This window comes from Collimonas pratensis, assembly GCF_001584185.1.
Taxonomy (GTDB): domain Bacteria; phylum Pseudomonadota; class Gammaproteobacteria; order Burkholderiales; family Burkholderiaceae_D; genus Collimonas; species Collimonas pratensis.
Window position 1 is genome coordinate 2,185,648 of the sequence record NZ_CP013234.1, and the last position, 21,751, is coordinate 2,207,398.

Sequence of the window (21,751 nt, forward strand, 5' to 3'; positions counted from 1 at the left end):
GTCATTCGCACAACAAGGACAGCCATGGCCTACACTGACGACCGCACGCATCAAGACCTGCACCACGACCATTTGCCGCAAGGCTTCTTCCGCAAATACGTCTGGAGCCAGGATCACAAGGTGATTGCGATCCAGTACGCCAGCGTCGCCATCCTGGCCGGACTGGTGGGGGTCGGGCTGTCCAACCTGATGCGGCTGCAGCTGGGCTTTCCCGGCAAGTTCGCCTTCATCGATGCACCGCACTATTACCAGTTCATGACCATGCACGGCATGATCATGGTGATCTACCTGCTGACCGCGCTGTTCCTGGGCGGCTTCGGCAACTACCTGATCCCGCTGATGGTGGGCGCGCGCGACATGGTGTTCCCTTATCTGAACATGCTGAGTTTCTGGGTCTACCTGGTGTCGGTGATCGTGCTGATGGCCAGTTTCTTCGTGCCGGGCGGGCCTACCGGCGCCGGCTGGACGCTATACCCGCCGCAGGCGATCCTGCCAGGCACGCCGGGCTATGAGTGGGGCATCATCCTGATGCTGGTGTCGCTGCTGATCTTCATCGTCGCCGCCACCATGGGCGGCCTGAACTATGTCACCACGGTGCTGCAGGCGCGCACTGAGGGCATGACCCTGCTGCGCATGCCGCTGACGGTGTGGGGTATTTTCGTCGCCACCATCCTGGCCTTGCTGGCATTTCCGGCGCTGTTCGTGAGCGGCGTCATGATGCTGCTGGATCGCACGCTGGGCACCAGTTTTTTCATGCCGGCACTGGTGTCGATGGGGCAGGTCAGCAATTACAAGGGCGGCAGCCCCTTGCTGTTCCAGCACCTGTTCTGGTTTTTCGGCCATCCCGAGGTGTACATCGTGGCCTTGCCAGCATTCGGCATCGTTTCCGACCTGATCAGCGTGCATGCGCGCAAGAGCATCTTCGGCTACCGCACCATGGTCTGGGCGATCCTGGCGATCGGCGTGCTCAGCGTGGTGGTGTGGGCGCACCACATGTTCGTCAGCGGCATGAATCCGTATTTCGGTTTCTTCTTTGCCACCACCACCCTGATCATTGCCGTGCCTACCGCCATCAAGGTGTACAACTGGGTGCTGACGCTATGGAATGGCGATATTCATCTGTCGATACCGATGCTGTTCGCGCTGGCTTTCGTCAGCACTTTCCTGATCGGCGGCCTGACCGGCCTGTTCCTCGGCAATGTCAGCGTCGATATTCCACTCTCCAATACCTATTTCGTGGTGGCGCATTTCCATATGGTGATGGGAGTGTCACCGCTGCTGGTGATTTTTGGCGCCATCTATCACTGGTATCCCAAAATTACCGGCCGCATGCTGCACGATGGGCTGGGCAAGCTGCATTTCTGGGTCACCTTCCTCGGCACTTATGCGATCTTCTTTCCCATGCACTACCTCGGCATTCTCGGCATGCCGCGCCGCTACTATGCTTTCGAGGGATATAAATTCATTCCTGACTCGGCGCAGACCATGAACGCTTTCATCACCGTGATCGCGCTGTTCGTGGCGACGGTGCAACTGACCTTCATTTTCAATATGGTGTGGAGCGTTTTTTACGGCAAGCGTGCCGGCCCCAATCCGTGGCGCGCGGCGTCGCTGGAATGGCAGACGCCGGAAACGCCGCCCACCCATGGCAACTGGGGGCCGCATCTGCCGGTGGTGTATCGCGGCGCTTACACGTATAGCGTGCCGGGAGCGAAAGAGGATTTCATCGCCCAGAATGCGCCGCCGGTGCCCGGCGATGCAGAGTCGCGCCTGCCGCGCGATAAGGAGGCTCTCGCATGAACCAGGCTGCCATCTTGAAAAGCGCGGGCGGCGGCTACGGCAAGCCCGCCGCGGACAATACGCTGGAACGTCGCTACGCCGCCATCAGCGTTGCCCTGTGGCTGTTCATGGCGGTCGCCAGCGCCTTGTTCCTGCTGTTCATCGCCGCCTACATCATGCGCATGGACGGCGCCGACTGGTCGCCGCTGGCGATGCCTTGGCAGCTCTGGCTGAGCAGCGCGATACTGGTGTTCGCCAGCGTGCTGTTGCAATTTGCAGTGGCTGCCGCCGGCAGCCACCAGATGGAGCGCGCCCGCAGCCTGCTGTTGCTGGCGGGCACCGGCAGCATCGCCTTCCTCGGCGCCCAGCTGTGGGGCTGGCAGGCGCTGCAGGCGATCCACGTGACGGCCAGCGGCAATCCGGCCGGCAGCTTCTTTTATCTGCTGACAGCCATGCACGCCTTGCATGTGGCCGGCGGCCTGGTCGGCTGGGGCATGGCGGCGGCTGGTCCCTGGCGCCGGGAGCCGCGCCGTCTGGCCTGGCGTATCCGCCTGTGCGCGCGTTACTGGCACTTCTTGCTGGCGGTCTGGCTGCTGCTGTTTGCCGCATTGGGCTGGCTGACGCCGGACTTTGTGCGCATGGTGTGCGGCACTCGTTGAAGGGGAGTATATGAACAGCGTAACCTCGCCGGCTAGCACGGCAGAACCACCCGGCCGCTGGCGCCAGTTGGTGGCGGACTGGTCGTCGGACCAGCGCGCCTTCCAGGTCTCCTGGGGCAAGGCGATGATGTGGATCTTCCTGCTGTCCGACACCTTCATCTTCAGCTGCTTCCTGACTGGCTACATGACGGTGCGGATCGCCAGCACCACTCCCTGGCCCAATCCGAGCCTGGTGTTCAGCCTCAAGATCGGCGGCGCCGAAGTGCCCTTGCTGCTGATCGCCATCATGACCTTCGTCCTCATCAGCAGCAGCGGCACCATGGCGATGGCGGTCAATTTCGCCTATCGCCGCGAGCGCGTGAAGGCGGCGCTCCTGATGTTTGCCACGGCCGGCTTTGGCGTCTGTTTCGTCAGCATGCAAGTGTTCGAATGGAGCAAGCTGATCTTGCAGGAGGGCGTGCGTCCCTGGGGCAACCCGATGGGCGCGCCGCAGTTCGGTTCGACTTTTTTCATGATTACCGGCTTCCACGGCTTGCACGTGAGCGCCGGGGTAATCTACCTGATCACGGTCGCGGTGCGTTTGCTGAAAGGCCGTTATGACGGTCCCGGCGGCACGGGCGGCAACTACCAGATCGTTGAGATCGCCGGCTTGTACTGGCACTTCGTCGACCTGGTCTGGGTTTTCATTTTTGCCTTGTTTTATCTCTGGTAGGTGCGCTCATGACTTCCACCACAGGACAACAACATCCGATCAGCCTCTACCTGAAGATATGGGGGCTGCTGTTCGTGCTCAGCACGCTGTCTTACCTGGTCGACTATTTCAACTTCCACGGCTACCTGCGCTGGACCCTGATCATTGTCCTGATGCTGATGAAGGCCGGCCTGATCGTCGCCTTCTTCATGCACATGGCCTGGGAACGGCTGGCGCTGGTGTTCGCCATCCTGTTGCCGCCGCTGTGCCTGCTGGTGCTGGTGGGATTGATGGCGACCGAAGCCGACTACACCTTCCTCACCAGGCTGCTGTTCTTCCGTTGACCGCCGGCGCTACAGCTTGAGGTACCATCGCCGTTTATCCATCGCATAGACAATCAGCCACCAGAGGGCGACAAAAGCCACGGCAAACGCCAGCGATGCAATATGCGGTCCGGCCAGCGGCGTGATCCAGCCGGCGAACCCGCGCTGGTAAAGCGCTTCCTGCCAGCCCAGGCCGGGCAGCAGGATCTGCATCAGCTCAGAACCCGCGTAAGCGGCAATCGCATTGACACCGAAACGGCGCCCCACCGCCGGCCAGCCGCGCCGGTCGATCAGCCAGTGGAACAGTAGCGTCGCCAACGCAGCCCAGCCGCCACACCACAGCGCGAACGACGACGTCCACAGATTCTTGTTGAGCGGCAGCGCCAGCGACCACACTGCGCTCAGCGCGATGGCGGCCATGGCGCCGGTGAGCAGCGGTTTGAGTTTGTCTTCACGCAGCCAGCGGCCGGCGCACAGGCCGAGCAGGCAAGTGGCCAGCGACGGCAGGGTGGCGAGCAAGCCTTCCGGATCATGGCCGCGGCCGCTGAGTGGGTCGATCTGATACACCAGCGGACCGAAGATGGCGCTGTCGCTGCGGCTGGCCAGGTTGACCCAAGGCTCCAGCGAGCCGCCCAGCGCCAGCGAGCCCCAGTAACCCAGCAGGATGGCGACAATCGCAGCCCACTGCGTACGCGGCCGGGTATGGATCGCAAACAATGCGGTAGCGGCAAAGCATAGCCCGATCCGTTGCAGCACCCCCGGCGCACGCAGGTGCACGCCCGGCATGATCAGCCAGGCCAGGACATTGATCGCCAGCCCCAGCGCCACGATGCGCAGGGCTCGCAGCAGCGCTGCCCGTGTCAATGCCGCCCGCTGGCCGACTTGCGCGGCGCGAGGTTCGATGCCGAGGGCGCAGGAGAGGCCGACCAGGAACAGGAAAAACGGAAATACCAGGTCGGTCGGGGTGCAACCGTGCCAGGCCGAATGCTCGAGTGGTGCGTAGACGTGGCCCCAGTCGCCCGGGTCGTTCACCAGCAGCATCGCCGCCACGGTGCAGCCGCGCAATGCGTCGACCGACGCCAGGCGGCGCGTCATGGATGGACGGTATGTTGCATGACGGGGCGTGGCGATGAACAGTGCATAAGGTCTCCAATAATTTCTTTCTGGCAAAGATAGCAGAATTCCGGGCATGTCCATGCTGCCGGATCGTCTATGACGGCGAAACGGCATCTGTGTTATTTTATTGGCATTGAAATATTGCAGGTAGCCAGACTTGAAGCCGATCCTATTCACCTTCCGCCGCTGTCCCTATGCCATCCGCGCCCGTCTTGCCGTCAAGGTCAGCGGCGTCGAGGTCGAGATGCATGAAGTCAGCCTGAGGAACAAGCCGCAAGCCATGCTGGATCTGTCGCCCAAGGGGACGGTGCCGGTACTGGCATTGGCGGACGGCGCCGTGCTCGAGCAAAGCCTGGACATCATGCAATGGGCGCTGGCGCATAGCGATCCGGAACAATGGCTGAGCACGGATCCCGACACGATGCGGCAGGCGCAGGAACTGATCGCGCAGAACGATGGCGTCTTCAAGGGTTTCCTGGACCGCTACAAATACCCGGAGCGCTTCCCGGAATATCCTGCTACCCACTACCGTGCGCAGGGGGAAGCTGTCCTGGCGCAGCTGGATGGACATATCGCCGCCCGCGGTTTCCTCAACGGGAACAAGAGGAGCCTGGCCGACATGGCGATTTTCCCGTTCGTGCGGCAATTCGTGGCGGTCGATGCCGAGTGGTTTTATGCCAGCCGCTACCAGAGCCTGGCCGGCTGGCTGGACGGCTTGCTGGCATCGCCGCTATTCGAATCCGTGATGCAAAAGTGATTGCTGTGTCGCCCGCGGCCGCTAAGCCAGCAAGCCCCAGGCAATCAGGCCCGACAGCAGCAGGAATGGAAACGAATACAGATGGAAGCGCAGCCACAGATGGCGCTCCGGCGCCATGCGCAGGGCGATGATGTTGGCCATCGAGCCGATCGCCAGGCCGAAGCCGCCGGCGTTGACGCCGTAGGCAATCACCTTGTAGGCGTCGGAATAATTGACCAGCAAGATGGTCGCCGGCACATTGCTGATCAGCTGCGAGCCGAGCAGGGCGGACAGGAACAGTTCCAGTCGCGAGAAATGCGGGATGGCCGCGACCCAGCCCTGGATGACATCGAGCTGCGTCAGCAAACGGATGTCGATGAACATCAGGATGAAGACCAGGATCAGGCTCCAGTCGACCTTGGCGATCAGCTCGCGGCAAAACAGCAGGGCCGCGGCTGCCACGCCGAGCAAGCCCCAGCCGGGATGTCCCAGTTCCACGCTAGCCAGGAAGGCGATGTAAAGCAGGGCGCAAGTGCGCAACAGCCCTGTGCGGTAAGCGCCGGGCTGGTCCTCCAGTTCAGCATGTATAGTCTTGCCGGGAAAACACAGCCAGGTCGCCAGCAGCAACAGCAGGAACACTGCCAACGCCAGCGGCGCCATCTGCCAGCTGAAGCCGGCGAACGACAGATGCGAGCGCTGCCACAACAGGATGTTTTGCGGATTGCCGATCGGCGTCAGCAGCGAACCGGCATTCACCGCCAGCGCTTCGAAGATCACCAGGCGGCCGATCGGCAAGCCGCCGATGCCGCTCAGGCCGACCGTCAGCGGCACTACGATGAACAGGGCGATGTCGTTGGTCAGCACGGTCGACAGCAAGGCCGATGCCGTCACCAGGAACAAGGCCAGCGCGCGCTGCTGGCCGAGATGGTTGATGACCATCCGGCCTATGTGATCGAGGTAGCCGCTGGTTTCGATACCCTTGGTCAGCAGCAGCATGCCGGCCAGGGTAGCGATGGTATTCCAGTCGACCCAGCCGGGATACTGTGCGGGCGGATTGGGCGATAAAAACGAGAGCAGGATCGCCGCAAGCAGCAACAGGTGCATCAGGCGGTCGTGCAGGAACGGCTGGCAGATTTTGTGAAAGAATGAGGGAGCGTGATCGGGTTCTGGGACGTTAGACATGGATATTGTTTAATTGCTTTGTTTTTTGAGGCGGCCTGTCTGGCATAATTGGCCGCCGCGCTATTGAAATTTCTGCCAGCGGCCTTATTTTAAAGACACTTTCTTCCCATTTTGGAGTTTTCCACATGAAACGTATTTTCTTGTTCCTGGCCACCAATATCGCAGTGATGCTCGTCATGAGCGTCGTGCTGTCGTTGCTGGGCGTGGACCGTTTCCTGACTCGCGCCGGCCTCAACCTGCCGATGCTGATGGTGTTTTCGCTGGTGGTCGGCTTCACCGGCTCGATCTTTTCGCTACTGATCAGCAAGCAGATGGCGAAATGGTCGACTGGCGCCCGGGTGATCACATCGCCTGCGAATTCGACCGAAATGTGGCTGGTGGACACGGTCGGCAAGCTGGCGCAGCGCGCCGGCATCGGCATGCCCGAAGTGGCAGTGTATCAGGGTGAGGCCAATGCGTTCGCCACCGGTGCGTTCAAGAACTCGGCGCTGGTTGCCGTATCGACCGGTTTGCTGGAGAGCATGACCAAGGAAGAAGTCGAAGCCGTGCTGGGCCATGAAATCGCTCACATCGCCAATGGCGACATGGTCACCATGACTCTGATCCAGGGCGTGGTCAACACTTTTGTGGTGTTCCTGTCGCGCGTCATCGGTTATGCTGTCGACCGCGCCTTGTCGCGTGGCAATAACGATGGCCCTGGCATCGGTTATATGGCGACTGTGCTGGTGTCGCAGATTGTGCTGGGTATCGGCGCCTCGATGATCGTGGCCTGGTTCTCGCGCCATCGCGAATTCCGCGCCGACGCCGGCTCCGCCAAGTTGCTGGGCAGCGCCTTGCCGATGCAAAAGGCGCTGGCGCGCTTGGGCGGCATTGAGCCGGCGGCCTTGCCGGAATCGATGGCAGCCCTGGGCATCAACGACAAGCCGGGCTTCATGGCGCTGTTTTCCAGTCACCCGCCGATCGAACAACGCATTGCAGCCTTGCGTAATCCGCAAGTCACCGCACTGTAATTTCTTTTGAATTGGCGGCGCTAGCCTTCAGGCTAGCGCCGTTTTTCATTTTTTGAGCTGAATAGCCATGAGCCAGTTTTTCCAGATCCACCCGGACAATCCGCAGCTGCGCCTGATCAAGCAGGCGGTGCAGATCATCCAGTCCGGCGGCATCGTCGCCTTGCCGACCGACTGCTGCTATGCGCTGGTCTGCCAGCTGGACAACAAGGATGCGGTTGACCGCGTGCGCCGCATCCGCGGCGTCGACGACAAGCACCACCTGACCATGCTGTGCCGCGACCTCAGCGAGATCTCGCTGTACGCCAAGGTCGACAACCGCCAGTTCCGGCTGCTGAAAAGCGCGACGCCTGGCGCTTATACCTTCATCCTGGAAGCCACCAAGGAAGTGCCGCGCCGCCTCAGTCATCCGGCGCGCAAGACGATCGGCCTGCGCGTGCCGCAGCACAGTATCGTCAGCGCGGTGCTGGAAGAACTGGGCAGCCGCTGATCGGCACCACCCTGATCTTGCCGGGGGCGGAGCAGGCGTTGACTGATCCGGAAGAAGTGCGCGACCAGCTGGAAAAGCAGATCGAACTGGTGATCGACGGCGGTGCCTGCAGCCTGGAGCCGACCACCGTGATCGATCTCAGCGGCGACGAGCCGGAATTGATACGCCAGGGGCGCGGCGACGCCGGCTTGTTTGGCTTCTGATATCGGCGGCACCCATATTGTCTTTTTGTAATTTTCGATTGTCCCAACCAGGCGGGCGCGGATCTTTTACCGTTTCCCGCACCGGCTGCCAACGCTGACCTGATAGAATCCCGCCCATGAATAGTGATCTTATCCAAACCATCGCAGTATATGCCCTGCCTTTACTGTTTGCCATAACGCTGCATGAAGCTGCGCATGCTTACGCCGCCAAGTATTTTGGGGATTCTACTGCCTACATGTTGGGGCGTATGAGTCTCAATCCGATCAAGCACATCGATCCGTTCGGCACCGTACTGATCCCATTGCTGCTGGCACTTTCCCCGATCCCCTTCCTGTTTGGCTACGCTAAACCGGTACCGATCAATTTCGGACAATTGCGAAAGCCGAAGCGCGACATGGCTTGGGTGGCGCTGGCAGGTCCTGCTGCTAATCTTGTCATGGCGCTGGCATGGCTTGTGCTGTTCCAGGTGTTGTCCCAATTTTTTGGCGCGCAAGAGTTCTTTGTGTTGATGGCCAGAGCAGGTGTTTTGGTCAATCTGGCGCTGTTTGCTTTTAATTTGTTTCCGATTCCGCCGCTGGATGGCGGCCGTATTCTGACGAGCCTGCTGCCGAATAAATATGCCTATCAGTTTGCGAAAATCGAGCCATATGGTTTTTTTATTGTACTGGGTTTGCTTTTCATTAAAATTGGCGATGTACCGCTATTGTACTGGTGGGTCAATCCTGTTCGTTCATTTGCGCTAGACCTGCTGCAATTCATTACGTTGCCACTTTCCTTTTTATTCCGATAACTAAATCAACCATGTATCCTGATCGTGTTGTCTCTGGCATGCGCCCGACCGGCGCCCTGCATCTTGGCCATTATCACGGTGCGCTGAAGAACTGGGTAAGGCTGCAAGCCGAATTGCCTTGCCTGTTTTTCGTCGCCGACTGGCATGCGCTGACCACGCATTACGACGATCCCAGCGTGATTGAAACCAGCGTCTGGGACATGGTGGTCGACTGGCTGGCGGCCGGCGTCGATCCGTCGCAGGCGACCCTGTTTATCCAGTCCAAGGTGCCGGAACACGCCGAATTGCATTTGCTGCTGTCGATGGCGACGCCGCTGGGCTGGCTGGAGCGGGTGCCGACCTACAAGGACCAGCAGGAAAAACTGGCTGACCGCGACCTTGCCACTTACGGCTTCCTTGGCTATCCGCTGCTGCAGGCGGCCGACGTCCTGATCTATCGCGCCAGCCAGGTGCCGGTGGGCGACGACCAGGTGCCGCATATCGAAATGATGCGCGAGATCGCGCGCCGCTTCAATCATCTGTACGGCAAAGAAAAGGGCTTTGAGGAAAAGGCCCAGGAAGCGGTCAAGAAGCTGGGCAGCAAGCGCGCCAAGCTGTACAACGAGTTACGCACCCAGTTCCAGCAGCAAGGCAGCGAGAACGCGCTGGAGCAGGCCAAGGCCATGCTGGACGATGCCCAGAACCTGTCGATGATAGACCGCGAGCGCCTGTTCGGCTTCCTCGAAGGCAGCCGCAAGCTGATCCTGTCGGAACCGCAGGCGCTGCTGACGGAGTCTTCGCGCCTGCCGGGGCTGGATGGCCAGAAGATGTCCAAGAGTTATGGCAATGCCATCGCCTTGCGTGAAGAAAAAGATGTGGTCAGCAAGAAGGTGCGCACCATGCCGACCGACCCGGCGCGCGTGCGCCGCACCGATCCGGGCGATCCCGACAAGTGTCCGGTATGGCAGTTCCACGTCGTGTATTCCGACGACGCCACCCGCGAGTGGGCGGCGAAGGGCTGCCGCAGCGCCGGCATCGGCTGCCTCGAATGCAAGCAGCCGGTGATCGACGCCATCATCCGCGAGCAGGAGCCGATGCACGAGCGCGCCCAGCAATACCTGGACGATCCGTCGCTGGTGCGGGCCATCGTGGCGGACGGCTGCGACCATGCGCGCAAGCTGGCGCAGGACACCATGCGCGACGTGCGCGAAGCGATGGGCTTGGGCTATAGCTAACCTGAGCTTATCGATGAACACCTTGGCTGATACCGCATCTAGTCCCATCTCGCCCTGGATCAGCCGCTTCGGCCGCCTGTTGCCGGCCGGCGCCGTATTGGACCTGGCTTGTGGCACCGGCCGCCATGCCCTGTGGCTGGCCAGCCTGAGCCAGAATCTGAGCGTGCTGGCGGTCGACCGCAATCCGGCCGCGCTGGCCGAGATCGATGCGGTTGGCGTCGCCACCCTCCAGGCCGACTTGGAAAGCGGCGACGGCGAAGCGCTGGCGCAGCTGTTCCGGCCGCATCGTTTCAGCGGCGTGGTGGTCACCAATTACCTGCACCGCCCCTTGTTTCCGCTGATTCTGGACAGCATCGCGGCGCAGGGCGTTTTACTCTACGAAACATTCGCTGCCGGCAATGAGCACTTTGGCAAGCCTTCCAATCCCGATTTTCTGCTGCAGCCGGGCGAGCTGTTGGCCCTGCTGGCGGCTGATGGCGGCAGCCGCTGGCATGTGCTGGCCTATGAGGACGGCTTCGTGGAGCAGCCGAAGGCGGCCATGGTGCAGCGCATTTGCGCCATCAAGCGGGCCAATGGCGTCGCTTCGACGCGGCGCATCGCCTGAAACCCTGATGGCTCCTTTGCTTGGTTGCTGCAAGGTAATAGTATTTGTACCTTGTTTTACAAGCGGAAATACCCCACAGCCACTGTGATCCGCTACAATCAGTCTTTTATTTTTTCGCATTCACGATCATGATCAAGGGCAGCATTGTTGCAATCGTTACTCCCATGCATACCGACGGCAGTCTCGACTTGCCGGGTTTGCGCAAACTGATTGACTGGCACATTGCCGAAGGCACCGATGCGATCGTCATCGTCGGCACTTCGGGCGAGTCGCCGACTGTCACGGTTGAAGAGCATTGCGCCCTGATCAAGCTGGCGGTCGACCACGCCGCCAAGCGCATCCCTATCATTGCCGGCAGCGGCGGTAACTCCACCGCGGAAGCGATCCAGCTGACCCGTTTCGCCAAGGAAGCCGGCGCCGATGCCTCGCTGCAGGTTGTGCCTTACTACAACCGGCCGACGCAAGAGGGCATGTACCAGCATTTCAAGAAGATCGCCGAATCGGTTGACCTGCCTATCATCCTGTACAACGTCCCTGGCCGCACCGTTGCCGACATGAGCAACGAAACCATCCTGCGCCTGGCGCAGGTGCCGGGAATTATCGGCGTCAAGGATGCTACCGGCAATATCGGCCGCGGTTCCGACCTGATCCGCCTGGCGCCGCCTGAGTTTGCCGTCTATTCCGGCGACGACGCCACCGCGATGGCGCTGATGTTCTGCGGCGGCAAGGGCAATATTTCCGTCACCGCCAACGTCGCTCCGCGCGATATGCATCTGCTGTGTGTGGCGGCAATGAACGGAAACGTCGCGGAAGCTGTCAAATTGAACAACAAGCTTTTGCCTCTGCATAACAAGTTGTTTGTGGAGCCTAATCCTTTGCCCGTGAAATGGGCGCTCACCGAGATGGGCATGATGGCGGACGGTATCCGTTTGCCGTTGGTGCCGCTGGCAGCCGAATATCATGAAACCGTCCGCGCGGCGTTGCGTGAAGCGGGTGTATTACAATAAGCTGCGCTGACAGGCGTTTTTCCTAGAACTTCCTTCGTCTTTTTGATCCTGTATCCACATGACTATTCGCAAGAACATTCCATCGACTCAATTCAGTTTCCCGCAACGTGGCATTGTTATCGCTTTGGCGCTGGCCGGTCTGGCAGGATGCTCTTCGATCAATTCGGTGCTTGAACCGGATCGTATCGATTACAAAAGCGCAGGCAAGGTAACGGCGCCGAAGCTGGACATCCCGCCCGACCTGACCCAGCTGCAGCGTGAAAACCGTTATGCCATCCCTGACACGAATGCAGGTACTGCCACGGCTTCCGGCTACAACCTGGAGCAGGGTGCGCGTCCCGCCGCGGCATCCGCGGCTGTCGCGCCGAATGCGGCGCCGGACATGCACATCGAACGCGACGGTTCGCAGCGCTGGCTGGTGGTCAACGCAACGCCTGACAGCCTGTGGCCGAAGGTCAAGGATTTCTGGCAGGATTCGGGCTTCCTGATCAATATCGAAAATCCGGAAACCGGCGTGATGGAAACCGACTGGGCTGAAAACCGCGCCAAGATTCCGCAGGATTTCGTTCGCAACACCCTGGGCAAGGTTTTCGATTCGCTGTACTCGACAGGTGAGCGCGACAAGTTCCGCACCCGCCTGGAACGTGGTCCGAACGGCACGACCGAAATCTACATCAGCCACCGCGGCGCCGAAGAAGTCTTGTCCGGCGCGCAAAAAGAATCCAGCATCTGGACCTCGCGTCCTGCCGATCCGCAACTGGAAGCAGAATTCCTGTCGCGCCTGATGGGCCGTCTGGGTGCCGATGAAGTCAAGGCCAAGGCAGCTGTCGCCAATACACCATCGCTGAACGCGCGTTCCAAGCTGGTCAAGAACGCCGCCGGCGATTTTGTCCAGGTCGATGAAGGCTTCGACCGCGCATGGCGCCGTGTCGGTCTGGCGCTGGACCGCGTCGGCTTTACCGTGGAAGACCGCGACCGTACGCAAGGCGTGTACTTCGTGCGTTATGTTGACCAGGATGCGGATGCCAAAGACAAGAAATCGGACAAGGGTTTCTTCGCCAAGATATTCAGCAGCTCGGACAGCGACAAGGCGAAGAATGCAGCCAGCTACCGCATCGCAGTCAAGGGTTCGGACGCCGGCAGCCAGGTCACCGTGCTGAACAAGGACGGCAAGCCGGAGCTGTCGAAGACATCCGACAAGATCCTGGCATTGCTGAATGAGCAGTTGAAGTAAATTCGTTTATTTCGCACGTAGACAGTGCGTTCCTTACGCTATGGGATCTATCCTTGAAATTCGCAAGCCTGGGTAGTGGTAGTGAGGGCAACGCACTGCTGATATCGGCCACTTCTGCCGACAGCACGACCAATGTCATGCTCGACTGCGGTTTCGGCATACGCGAAACCGAAAGACGCCTGGCCCGCCTGGGCCTGGATGGCGCCTCCCTCTCTGCCATCGTCGTCACCCACGAACATCAAGATCACATCGGCGGCGTTTTCAAATTCGCCCGTCGCTATCAGCTCCCGGTCTGGCTCACCTATGGCACCTTCCAGGCGCTGCGACAGGACTGCTCCGGCGTCACAGTCGGCTTTTGCCGTGATGGCGCAACACTCGCCATCGGCGATCTGCAATTGACCCCCTATACAGTTCCACACGATGCCCGCGAACCGGTGCAGTACGTCGCCACCGACGGCAAGCATAAGCTGGGCGTGCTGACCGACGCCGGCAAGCTGACCGATCACTTGGTGCAAGCCTTGGGCGGTAGCGATGCGCTGGTGCTGGAGTGTAACCATGACCGCGAGATGCTGCGCAATTCAGTCTATCCGCCATCGCTCAAGCGGCGCATCGGCGGCGAGTATGGCCATTTGTCGAACCAGGCGGCGTGTGAAATTCTGAAGGCGCTGGACCAGTCACGCTTGCGCAAGGTGGTAGGTGCGCATTTGAGCGTGCGCAATAATTTGCCGGAGCTGGCTTACGCGGCCTTATGCGATGCGCGTCACAATGAGCTGGTGGAGATTACGATCGCTTGCCAGGAAGAGGGTTTCAGCTGGATCGAAATTTGAGCGCTTGCGGCTAGAGCGCGCAAGGCAGGTTTGCTGCGGAAAATGCGGGCAAAAAAAAGCCGACCAGAGGTCGGCTTTTTCTACGCAACCAATGATTACTTGGAAGCAGCAGGTGCGGCAGCAGCTTTAGCAGCGTCAGCAGCAGCGTCAACAGCTGTGTGAGCAGCATCAGCAGCAGCGGAACCAGCAGCAGTTGCAGCGGCGCCAGCAGCAGCACCAGCATCGGCAGCAGCGGAACCAGCAGCAGTTGCAGCAGCAGCAGCGTCGGATGCAGCGGATGCAGCAGCGTCAGCGGCAGCAGGAGCAGCCATTGGAGCTGGAGCAGCAGCGTCAGCAGCAGGAGCTTCGTCTTTTTTGCCGCAAGCAGCCAGAGTCAGAGCCAACAGGGATGCGATCAACAGTGTTTTTTTCATGAATGTTCCTTCAGTAGTAATCAAAATTTTTGCGATGAATAATTACCGGTAATTATCGCTCTACAGGATGTTTTCGCAGTGCTTTGCCGGGACTGCGCATCGCGATGCAACAAAAACTTTCCAGCTCAGGATTATAGCCGGAATTTGTTAAATATGACATTGACGGTTTGCTATTTGGTAAGAATTTGTATCAACGCAACAGCGCTTTTCAATCTCGTAGGAGCCGCTTCAATTCTATGTGTGCTGTGTGATCGCTGTCAGCTGTCAGGATTGCGGTTAAAAATGGTGATGCGGTTGCGGCCGAAACTGTCATAGGGGGCTTGCGTCGTTCAACGTTAGATTGGCGTCGTATTTGTTAAATACTGTCAACCGTGGATAATATTTAAGCAAATCGGCAGTAAATATTAATTCGATGTTTGTTTTATTATTAATTACATTTAACGAATTTCTATTTGGTTTATGCCGGGTTTTTATGCAGCTGGTTTCTTCGCTTTTATCGGCCAATCAAATATATTGCGTCAACAATAAAATCGCCATCTCGTTTTTCTCGGGGAGAGAGATGGATGTTTCCAGAGCATGTCACCATTCCGCAAACATCCTGTCACAATCAGCCGAGCGTAACCCAGCCGTCTTCATACCAGGTGTACAGCGCGTCCAGCACGTCAGTCGATACTTTGGCGGCCGCTTCGCCGTCCAGGCGGCGTTCGTCTGCCAGTATGACCAGAGATGCCTTGTCGGCGCGGCCGATGGAAAACGATTCGCCATTGATGAAGACGTGTTTGCCGCGGTACAGCATCTGGGTCTTGCGCGAGAGCGCCACGCCGCGCTTGCTCAATGTAGCGGTAAAGCGCGCCAGCGTCAGCGGTTTGGCGGGCGATTCGAAAAATACGCTGGCCTTTGGCTCGGACAGGTATTGGCCAACGAAAATGGCGATGTCGTCATCGGTAAAGCGCACCTTATTTAGTTCGTCCGATATCTGCGTCAGCATGCTGGTGCTGATTTCCGCCGGATGCTTGCTGACCTCCAGCTGCGGATCGGCATAGCGGCCGGGCAGGTCGATCGAGTCGGCCATGAACTGCAGGAAGGCTTCGCCCAGTTCTTGAAACGGCGGCGCGCGGAAGCCGATGGAGTAGGTCATGCATTCGCCGATGGCGACGCCGTCGTGCGCGTATTGTGGCGGCAGGTAGAGCATGTCGCCGGGTTCGAGCACGAACTCGTCCTCGGGCTTGAAGTTCTTGAGGATCTTCAAGGCGCTGCCTTCCACCAGGGTCAGGTCCTGGGTGGCGCCGATTTTCCAGCGGCGCTGGCCATGCGCCTGCAGCAGGAACACATCGTAAGAGTCGAAATGCGGGCCGACACCGCCAGTGTCGGTGGCGTAGCTGATCATCAGGTCATCCAGCCGGGCGTCGGGAATAAAGCGGAACTGGCGCAGCAGGGCGTCGGCATTGTCGTCATGCAGGTTGACGCCTTGCACCAGCAGGGTCCAGTCTTTCTGCGCGGCAGTCGGCAAATCGGTCACCGGTCCGTTGCTGACTTGCCATTTCTGCTTGAAGTGCGTGACCAGCCGCGATTCGACGTCGTCGCGCCGGGCCAGTTCAAACAGGGCTTCGGGCGACAGCAGCGGTTTAAAGCCAGGTATGGCTTGACGGATCAGCAGCGGTTTTTTATGCCAATAGTCGCGCAGGAATTGTGCGGGCGTCAGTTCGCCCAGTAGTGTGGAATTTTTCATGCGCGTATTATATCGGGTTGCATGCCGTAAAATTAGGCAGGACCATGGATTCCCCGCACTAACGGCATTTTCGGCCCCCCTGGGCTGACGCTGAGCGGTAAATTTTGCGTTCTCGGCAAGGCTGAGCCATTCCGGCGGGTATAATCCCAACGCATGTTAAATGAAAGGAATGATCATGAAGATTGCCAAAAATACGGTAGTGACTGTACGCTACAAATTGTCAGATGCCCAAGGCAATCTGATCGAGGAAAGCAGCGAGCCGATGGTGTATTTGCACGGCGGTTATGAAAACACGCTGCCGAAAATCGAAGAAGCACTGGATGGCAAGGAAACCGGCTATCACACCGAGCTGCAGGTCGAACCGGACGACGCCTTTGGCGAATACGATTCGAATCTGGTCAAGATAGAGCCGCGCAATCGTTTGCCGACACCGCTGGAAGTCGGCATGCAGTTTGAAGGCACGCCAGACAATGAAGATGAAGAAGAGCAGGCCCTGATTTTCACGGTGACCGACATTGCCGACGACAAGGTTGTCCTCGACGGCAATCATCCGCTGGCCGGCATCGCCTTGCGTTTCGACTTGAACGTAACGGAAGTGCGCGCCGCGACAGAAGAAGAAATCGCGCATCAGCATGTCCACGGCGCCCACGGTCATCACCACGACGACCAGGATGAAGACGGCGCGGACGATCATTTCCGCAGCCATCCTATCCACTAAATCGCAGGGCGGTGATTGCCGCCCGCGCGACTCGCTCCCAGAAAATGCCTAGGTCTGTTATTGAGACCTAGGTGAACAAAGCTTGCGCTTCACGCCGCATTTCCGGGGCCAGCTGGCCAACCCCCTTGGCCAGGTTGACTTGCTTGGCAGCCCTTGCCACGGCAACCATCGTTTGCTCCAATTGATAGCCGCCTTTCCACGCTAGCCACGCAAAGACGTCGGCCAGATGCCAGATGGCGACATTGCCATCATGGATAGGGGCCGGAAAACTGGCATTGTTAACCATCAGTTTGCGCATGTTCTGGCGACTCACGCCCAGCAGTTCCGCGACATCGGTCAGGCCGACGAAATCGGGGGTCGCCTCGATCAGGCTGGCGCCGGGAATGGCGCGCTTGACATCTGCCAGCGCGCTCAGCACTGCGGTCTCGGCCGATGCCGATTCGCGGGTGAAGGCGAGGGCGATGCGGCGCACCTGGCCGACACCGACCAATGCATCGTCGCAGCCTGCTGCGCCCAGGCGTTCTATCAATTGATCGTGGTCGCAGTCCGTGGTGGCGAGCTGATATTTAAGGGTGAAAGTGTATTCCATGGCTTTACTCCGGATCCTTTGTTGATACTTGTTGCCCGCGCGTCACGCAGTTGTCCACCACGCGCTTTAAAGCACGTGCATGGTTGCCTGGATTTCTGGGTGTGCTCCAGACGCAGGCGATGCAGAATTCGCCGCAGCGGCATTCCGCATCGTTATAAGGACAATAAATCTTGCCCCAGGCGTGACTGCCGCCGGTTTTCACCCGCCAGCCACGTTTTTCCGCGTGCTTGAGAGATTGTTCAATTTCCTTGTGCGGGTGAGCAGGGCGAGTCATGAACATCTCCAGTGTAGATGGATGAATTCAGGGTGTCAAGTGACAACCTGAGTACTGTGCTTTTAAAAACACAGGCGGACAAGCGCTATCTTCGCAAAGAAGGGCGTCGAAAAAATAGATTTTTTGTCAATGAGCGCGAAACTTAGGCGAGACCTTAGCGCGCAGATTCTCAGGCGGGAATGAAATACTTAGCGGCGCGACAGCTTTGCCTGGTCGGCGCTTTTGCCTAGATCGAACAGTTTGGGATTGGCAGGGTCGACATTGACTTTCAGCCAGCTGCCGCTGACTTCCAGGTCGCCCAGGTTGCGCTGCCAGACGATGGTCGTCGAGCTCGGCGCATCGGCGCCGTGCGGGCCGTGGATGATCAGTACCTTGCCGCCAAACTGGCCGGCGTGGGCATTGATGCGCTGGCGGATTTCGGCAAAACCGTCACGCTTGACGTTAAAGTCGAATACCCGGTGGCGCTGGGTAGCCAGCGGATCGCCGTCGCAAAACAGGACCACGGCATCCGCCTTTTTTTGCGTCGCATTCAGGAATATCCGCTGCAGCCATTCGCGGTTGGCGATCTGGCGGTCTTCGAATTCGCTGTTGCGGCCGCCTTCCGCCATGTAATGGTTGTTGCTGGCCGGCAGATTGATGGTGGCGAAGACCACATTGCCGATTTCCCACCTGGCGTTTTCCACATAGCTGTGGAATTTTGGCGAAGTCGATTGCCTGATCAGCGGGATCTTGCTGTCGCCAAAAGAAAATTCATCTGAGAAGAACAGATCGCGCACCCGGTTCAGGCGCTCGATTGCCGCCGAGCGGTCTGCCGCGGTGCGGCAAGCCACCCAGTCGCTGGCCGAGAGCGATACGATCAAGCCGTTCTTTGCGCTGCTGAGCAGGGTCTTGCGCTGGCTGTATAACTGGTCCGAGCAAGGCTCGCTGCCGGCCTTGATGCCATTGGCCACCACAAACGCCAGGTTGTCGGCGTCGGTTTCGGTGATGGCGTTGCGCAGCGTGGTCTCGTCCGAGTCGCTGCGAAACGCATGGGCGATGACGCCAAAGCTGAAGCTGGTGGTGTCTGCCTGCGCCACGCTGCAATTCATCGCCAGCGCCGCCGTCAGACTGAGCACGAGCATCAGTCTCGACGGCAGCAGCGGCGGTGATTTGCGTTGAGGCGCGGCGTTCATCAGTTTTTTTGCGCCGTCGTCAGATGCTTCAAACGATACAGCTGCTCCAGCGCTTCGCGCGGCGTCAGGGCGTCAGGATCGATGTCGCCGAGGGTTGCGATCAGCTCGCTGCCCAGGGCGGCGCTATCGTCGCCGTCGTCAGTTTCTTCCTGCGCGTCCATACTGGCGGCCTGCGCAAACAGGTCGAATTGCGGCGTTGCCTGCATCGATTGCGATTCCAGCAAAGCCAGGTGCTTGCGAGCGGCGCGGATCACCGGCGACGGTACGCCAGCCAGCTGCGCTACCTGCAAGCCATAACTTTGCGATGCAGGACCGGCTTGAACGGCGTGCAGGAACACGATACTGTCCTTGTGCTCGACCGCCGACAAATGCACATTGGCGGCCGACGGATGCAAGTCCGGCAACTGGGTCAGTTCAAAATAATGGGTGGCAAACAGGGTGAAGCTGCGGCTGACGTCGATCAGATGGCGCGCAATCGCCCAGGCCAGCGCCAGACCATCGAAGGTAGAGGTGCCGCGGCCCACTTCATCCATCAGCACCAGCGAATTCTCGCTGGCGCCGTTGAGGATGGCGGCGGATTCAGTCATCTCGACCATGAAGGTGGAACGGCCTCCGGCTAGATCGTCGGCGGCGCCGATGCGGGTGAAGATGCGATCGATCGGTCCCAGCACTGCGCTGTCGGCCGGCACATAGCTGCCGACATAGGCCAGCAGGGTGATCAGCGCGACTTGCCGCATGAAGGTCGATTTACCGCCCATGTTGGGGCCGGTGATCAGCAGCAGTTTGTGCTCGGCCGAGAGTTGGCAGTCGTTGGCGATGAAGCGCTCGATCTGTTTTTCAACCACCGGATGGCGGCCTTGCACGATCTGGATCGCCGGCTCCGCCACCAGCTGCGGCAGGCACCAGTCATGGCGCGCGGCGTGGTCGGCCAGCGCCACCAGGGTGTCGAGCTGGGCCAGCGCGTGGGCGATATTCTGCAGCGTGCCGATGTGCGGCGCCAGGCTTTGCAGGATCTGCTCGTACAGCATTTTTTCGCGCACCAGGGCGCGTTCCTGCGCCGACAGCGCCTTGTCTTCAAACGCCTTCAGTTCCGGCGTGATGTAGCGCTCGGCGTTCTTCAGGGTCTGGCGGCGGCGGTAGTCGTCCGGCACCTTGGTGGTCTGGCCGTGAGTGACTTCGATATAGAAGCCATGTACCTTGTTGTATTCGACCCGCAGGTTGGCGATGCCGGTGCGGGCCCGTTCGCGCGTCTCCAGATCGACCAGGAACTGCCCGGCGTTTTCCGACAGCCCGCGCAGTTCGTCCAGTTCGGCGTCGAAGCCGGCGGCGATGACACCGCCGTCGCGCACCATGGTCGAGGGTTCCGCGGCGATCGCGCTTTGCAGCAGCTGCAGGCAGTCAAGCGGAGTGGCCAGCGCGCTTTGCAATTCGCGCAGCAAGGGCGCCCGATTTTCAGCTTGATTCTCGCTGTCGCACAGAGCGATGTCGGCGCGCAGCGCATCGAGCTGCAGCAAGCCGTCGCGCAAGCCGGCCAGGTCGCGCGGCCGGGCTGAGAGCAGGGCGATGCGGGCGGTGATGCGTTCGATATCCGGCACCGCGCTCAGCGTGCTGGAAATGGCGCTGCCGGCATCCGCGGCGATCAAGGCCCCGATCGCCGCGTGGCGGCCACGCGCCACGCTCTGCTCACGCTTGGCGTGATGCAGCCAGTGGCGCAGCAGGCGCGAGCCCATCGCGGTGCGGCAATGGTCCAGCAGCGAGAACAGGGTAGGGGCGCCGGAAGCGGCATCCTGGCCGCGGATGGTTTCCGTCAGCTCGAGATTGCGGCGGGTGGCGGCGTCCAGGCCGATGAATTCATTTTCGGTTTCCACCGTAAGGGTGCGCACATGCTGCAGGCCCTTGCCCTGGGTCGACTGGGCGTAGCGCAGCAAGGCGCCGGCAGCGCCGATGGCGGCGCTCAGGCCGTCAGCGCCGAAGCCGCTCAGGGTGCTGACGGCGAGCTGGTCGAGCAGTGATTTCTGGCCGTGGGCGATATCGAAGTGCCATTCCGGCACGGTGGTGGCCTTGTCGACCACGCCTTTCGCCAGCATGGCGTCGACCATGTCTGCTACCAGCACTTCAGCCGGTGCGATGCGCTCCAGCTCTTGCTTCAGCAGGGTGTCCAGGGTCGCCGCTTCGCAGGTGAATTCCATCATCTTCAGGACGCCGCTGGCGAGCGACAGCCAGGCCATGCCGACCTTGAGCGTCTTGCGTTGCTGGGTAACGAACAGGGACAGCAGCGGCTGGTCGGATTTTTCCGGCAGCAGGTTGGAGTCGGTCAGGGTGCCGGGCGTGATCACGCGCAGCACTTTGCGGTCAACCGGGCCTTTGCTGGTGGCCGGATCGCCGATCTGTTCGCATAACGCCACCGATTCGCCCAGCTTGATCAGTTTTGCCAGGTACTGGTCGGCCGAATGGAAGGGCACGCCGCACATCTTGATCGGCGCATTGTTGTAAGTGCCGCGCGAGGTCAGCGTGATGCCGAGCAGGCGCGTGGCCTTTTCCGCATCTTCGAAAAACAGTTCGTAGAAATCTCCCATCCGGTAGAACACGAGCGTGTCCGGATAGTCGGCCTTGATGCCGAGATATTGCTGCATGCCGGGTGAAATTTTTTGTGCCGCTACCGTCATTGGGCGGCTCGCTGATGAAAAACTGAGTGCATTAAATAGGTTCTTTCTCAGGCGCCGCTGGCGCCCGCTTGCTAGGGCCTGTTAACAATTAATTTGGGAGATGCGTTCTCACCAAAACGTGTGCTGGCAAGGCGCGTGGCGTAGCTGGGCTGAAGCCCCAGCAAGCCATGCAACGCGGCCAGCGCACGTTTTGGTGAGAACCCTCCGGGAACGGCTGCAGGCGTCACATGCCGTCGTTACTTGGGGCGGCCATCCGCCTCCTTGCCGTAGCACCGCTACGTCGCGTCGTCGCGCCTAGGCCTGTAACGCCTGCCGCACGTTCGCACT

The 21,751-nt window shown here is 59.9% G+C and carries 21 protein-coding genes and 1 pseudogene; 14 read left to right on the forward strand and 8 right to left on the reverse strand.

The window, feature by feature from the left end; translation table 11 throughout:
- Window positions 1-24 precede the first annotated feature (24 nt).
- From CPter91_RS10015 to CPter91_RS10030, 4 genes are read left to right on the forward strand one after another with little or no spacing between them, the layout of a single operon-like run.
- Window positions 25-1,800, forward strand: a complete 1,776-nt coding sequence (locus tag CPter91_RS10015) for a cytochrome c oxidase subunit I (RefSeq protein WP_061939791.1) — start codon at window positions 25-27, stop codon at window positions 1,798-1,800.
- Window positions 1,797-2,438, forward strand: coding sequence for a cytochrome c oxidase subunit 3 (locus CPter91_RS10020; RefSeq protein ID WP_061939792.1), 642 nt, complete (start codon window positions 1,797-1,799; stop codon window positions 2,436-2,438). Before CPter91_RS10015 ends, CPter91_RS10020 begins: the two co-directional genes overlap by 4 nt.
- Window positions 2,439-2,448: 10 nt before the next feature.
- A complete protein-coding gene (locus CPter91_RS10025; protein ID WP_061939793.1) occupies window positions 2,449-3,150 on the forward strand; it encodes a heme-copper oxidase subunit III family protein in 702 nt (233 codons plus the stop codon).
- A gap of 8 nt (window positions 3,151-3,158) precedes the next feature.
- The gene (locus CPter91_RS10030) at window positions 3,159-3,473 is read left to right on the forward strand and encodes a cytochrome C oxidase subunit IV family protein (protein WP_061939794.1); all 315 of its coding nucleotides are present in this window, start codon (window positions 3,159-3,161) and stop codon (window positions 3,471-3,473) included.
- Window positions 3,474-3,482: 9 nt separating this feature from the next.
- On the opposite strand, the gene CPter91_RS10035 is transcribed toward CPter91_RS10030, so the two are convergent.
- A complete protein-coding gene (locus CPter91_RS10035) occupies window positions 3,483-4,547 on the reverse strand; it encodes an acyltransferase family protein (protein ID WP_061939795.1) in 1,065 nt (354 codons plus the stop codon).
- A 178-nt stretch (window positions 4,548-4,725) separates the two neighbouring features.
- Here CPter91_RS10035 and CPter91_RS10040 point away from each other — a divergent pair, with 178 nt between their 5' ends.
- A complete protein-coding gene (locus tag CPter91_RS10040; protein WP_061939796.1) occupies window positions 4,726-5,325 on the forward strand; it encodes a glutathione S-transferase in 600 nt (199 codons plus the stop codon).
- A gap of 21 nt (window positions 5,326-5,346) precedes the next feature.
- Here the strand turns inward: CPter91_RS10040 and CPter91_RS10045 are convergent, their stop codons facing one another.
- The gene (locus CPter91_RS10045; protein WP_082792754.1) at window positions 5,347-6,486 is read right to left on the reverse strand and encodes an SLC13 family permease; all 1,140 of its coding nucleotides are present in this window, start codon (window positions 6,484-6,486) and stop codon (window positions 5,347-5,349) included.
- Window positions 6,487-6,611: 125 nt separating this feature from the next.
- Between CPter91_RS10045 and htpX the strand changes: the two genes are divergently transcribed.
- The 8 genes and pseudogenes from htpX to CPter91_RS10085 all read left to right on the forward strand — a co-directional run bounded on the left by htpX (window position 6,612) and on the right by CPter91_RS10085 (window position 13,863).
- Window positions 6,612-7,496, forward strand: a complete 885-nt coding sequence (gene htpX / locus CPter91_RS10050; protein WP_061939800.1) for a protease HtpX — start codon at window positions 6,612-6,614, stop codon at window positions 7,494-7,496.
- Window positions 7,497-7,563: 67 nt separating this feature from the next.
- Window positions 7,564-8,186: pseudogene (locus CPter91_RS10055) on the forward strand (L-threonylcarbamoyladenylate synthase).
- Window positions 8,187-8,302: 116 nt separating this feature from the next.
- A complete protein-coding gene (locus CPter91_RS10060; RefSeq protein WP_061939802.1) occupies window positions 8,303-8,977 on the forward strand; it encodes a site-2 protease family protein in 675 nt (224 codons plus the stop codon).
- 11 nt (window positions 8,978-8,988) lie between these two features.
- Window positions 8,989-10,191, forward strand: coding sequence for a tryptophan--tRNA ligase (locus CPter91_RS10065; RefSeq protein ID WP_061939804.1), 1,203 nt, complete (start codon window positions 8,989-8,991; stop codon window positions 10,189-10,191).
- A gap of 13 nt (window positions 10,192-10,204) precedes the next feature.
- Window positions 10,205-10,795, forward strand: coding sequence for a class I SAM-dependent methyltransferase (locus CPter91_RS10070; protein ID WP_061939806.1), 591 nt, complete (start codon window positions 10,205-10,207; stop codon window positions 10,793-10,795).
- Between the two features lie 128 nt (window positions 10,796-10,923).
- Window positions 10,924-11,802: a 4-hydroxy-tetrahydrodipicolinate synthase gene (gene dapA / locus CPter91_RS10075; RefSeq protein ID WP_061939808.1), complete on the forward strand. Its 879-nt coding sequence runs from the start codon at window positions 10,924-10,926 to the stop codon at window positions 11,800-11,802.
- 58 nt (window positions 11,803-11,860) lie between these two features.
- Window positions 11,861-13,036 (forward strand): outer membrane protein assembly factor BamC, encoded by a 1,176-nt coding sequence (bamC, locus tag CPter91_RS10080; RefSeq protein ID WP_061939810.1) that lies wholly within the window; start codon window positions 11,861-11,863, stop codon window positions 13,034-13,036.
- Between the two features lie 53 nt (window positions 13,037-13,089).
- A complete protein-coding gene (locus tag CPter91_RS10085; protein WP_061939812.1) occupies window positions 13,090-13,863 on the forward strand; it encodes an MBL fold metallo-hydrolase in 774 nt (257 codons plus the stop codon).
- A 95-nt stretch (window positions 13,864-13,958) separates the two neighbouring features.
- Here CPter91_RS10085 and CPter91_RS27710 read toward each other — a convergent pair whose 3' ends face one another.
- Together CPter91_RS27710 and CPter91_RS10095 are read right to left on the reverse strand one after the other, a co-directional pair.
- Complete coding sequence (locus CPter91_RS27710; protein WP_082792756.1) at window positions 13,959-14,276, reverse strand: hypothetical protein; 318 nt, start codon at window positions 14,274-14,276, stop codon at window positions 13,959-13,961.
- Between the two features lie 607 nt (window positions 14,277-14,883).
- Window positions 14,884-16,005: a cupin domain-containing protein gene (locus CPter91_RS10095; RefSeq protein ID WP_061939816.1), complete on the reverse strand. Its 1,122-nt coding sequence runs from the start codon at window positions 16,003-16,005 to the stop codon at window positions 14,884-14,886.
- A gap of 175 nt (window positions 16,006-16,180) precedes the next feature.
- On the opposite strand from CPter91_RS10095, the gene CPter91_RS10100 reads away from it, so the two are divergent.
- Entirely contained in the window at window positions 16,181-16,723 is a 543-nt protein-coding gene (locus CPter91_RS10100; protein ID WP_061946072.1) for an FKBP-type peptidyl-prolyl cis-trans isomerase, read from the forward strand.
- Between the two features lie 67 nt (window positions 16,724-16,790).
- Here CPter91_RS10100 and CPter91_RS10105 read toward each other — a convergent pair whose 3' ends face one another.
- The 4 genes from CPter91_RS10105 to mutS all read right to left on the reverse strand — a co-directional run bounded on the left by CPter91_RS10105 (window position 16,791) and on the right by mutS (window position 21,424).
- Complete coding sequence (locus CPter91_RS10105; RefSeq protein WP_061939818.1) at window positions 16,791-17,312, reverse strand: helix-turn-helix transcriptional regulator; 522 nt, start codon at window positions 17,310-17,312, stop codon at window positions 16,791-16,793.
- 4 nt (window positions 17,313-17,316) lie between these two features.
- A complete protein-coding gene (locus CPter91_RS25655) occupies window positions 17,317-17,586 on the reverse strand; it encodes a hypothetical protein (protein WP_082793344.1) in 270 nt (89 codons plus the stop codon).
- Window positions 17,587-17,774: 188 nt separating this feature from the next.
- Window positions 17,775-18,758 carry a hypothetical protein gene (locus CPter91_RS10110; protein WP_061939820.1) on the reverse strand — a complete coding sequence of 328 codons (984 nt, stop codon included), beginning with the start codon at window positions 18,756-18,758 and terminating at the stop codon, window positions 17,775-17,777.
- On the reverse strand, window positions 18,758-21,424 hold the full coding sequence (gene mutS, locus CPter91_RS10115; RefSeq protein WP_061939823.1) for a DNA mismatch repair protein MutS: 2,667 nt from the start codon (window positions 21,422-21,424) through the stop codon (window positions 18,758-18,760). Before mutS ends, CPter91_RS10110 begins: the two co-directional genes overlap by 1 nt.
- Window positions 21,425-21,751: the final 327 nt, after the last annotated feature.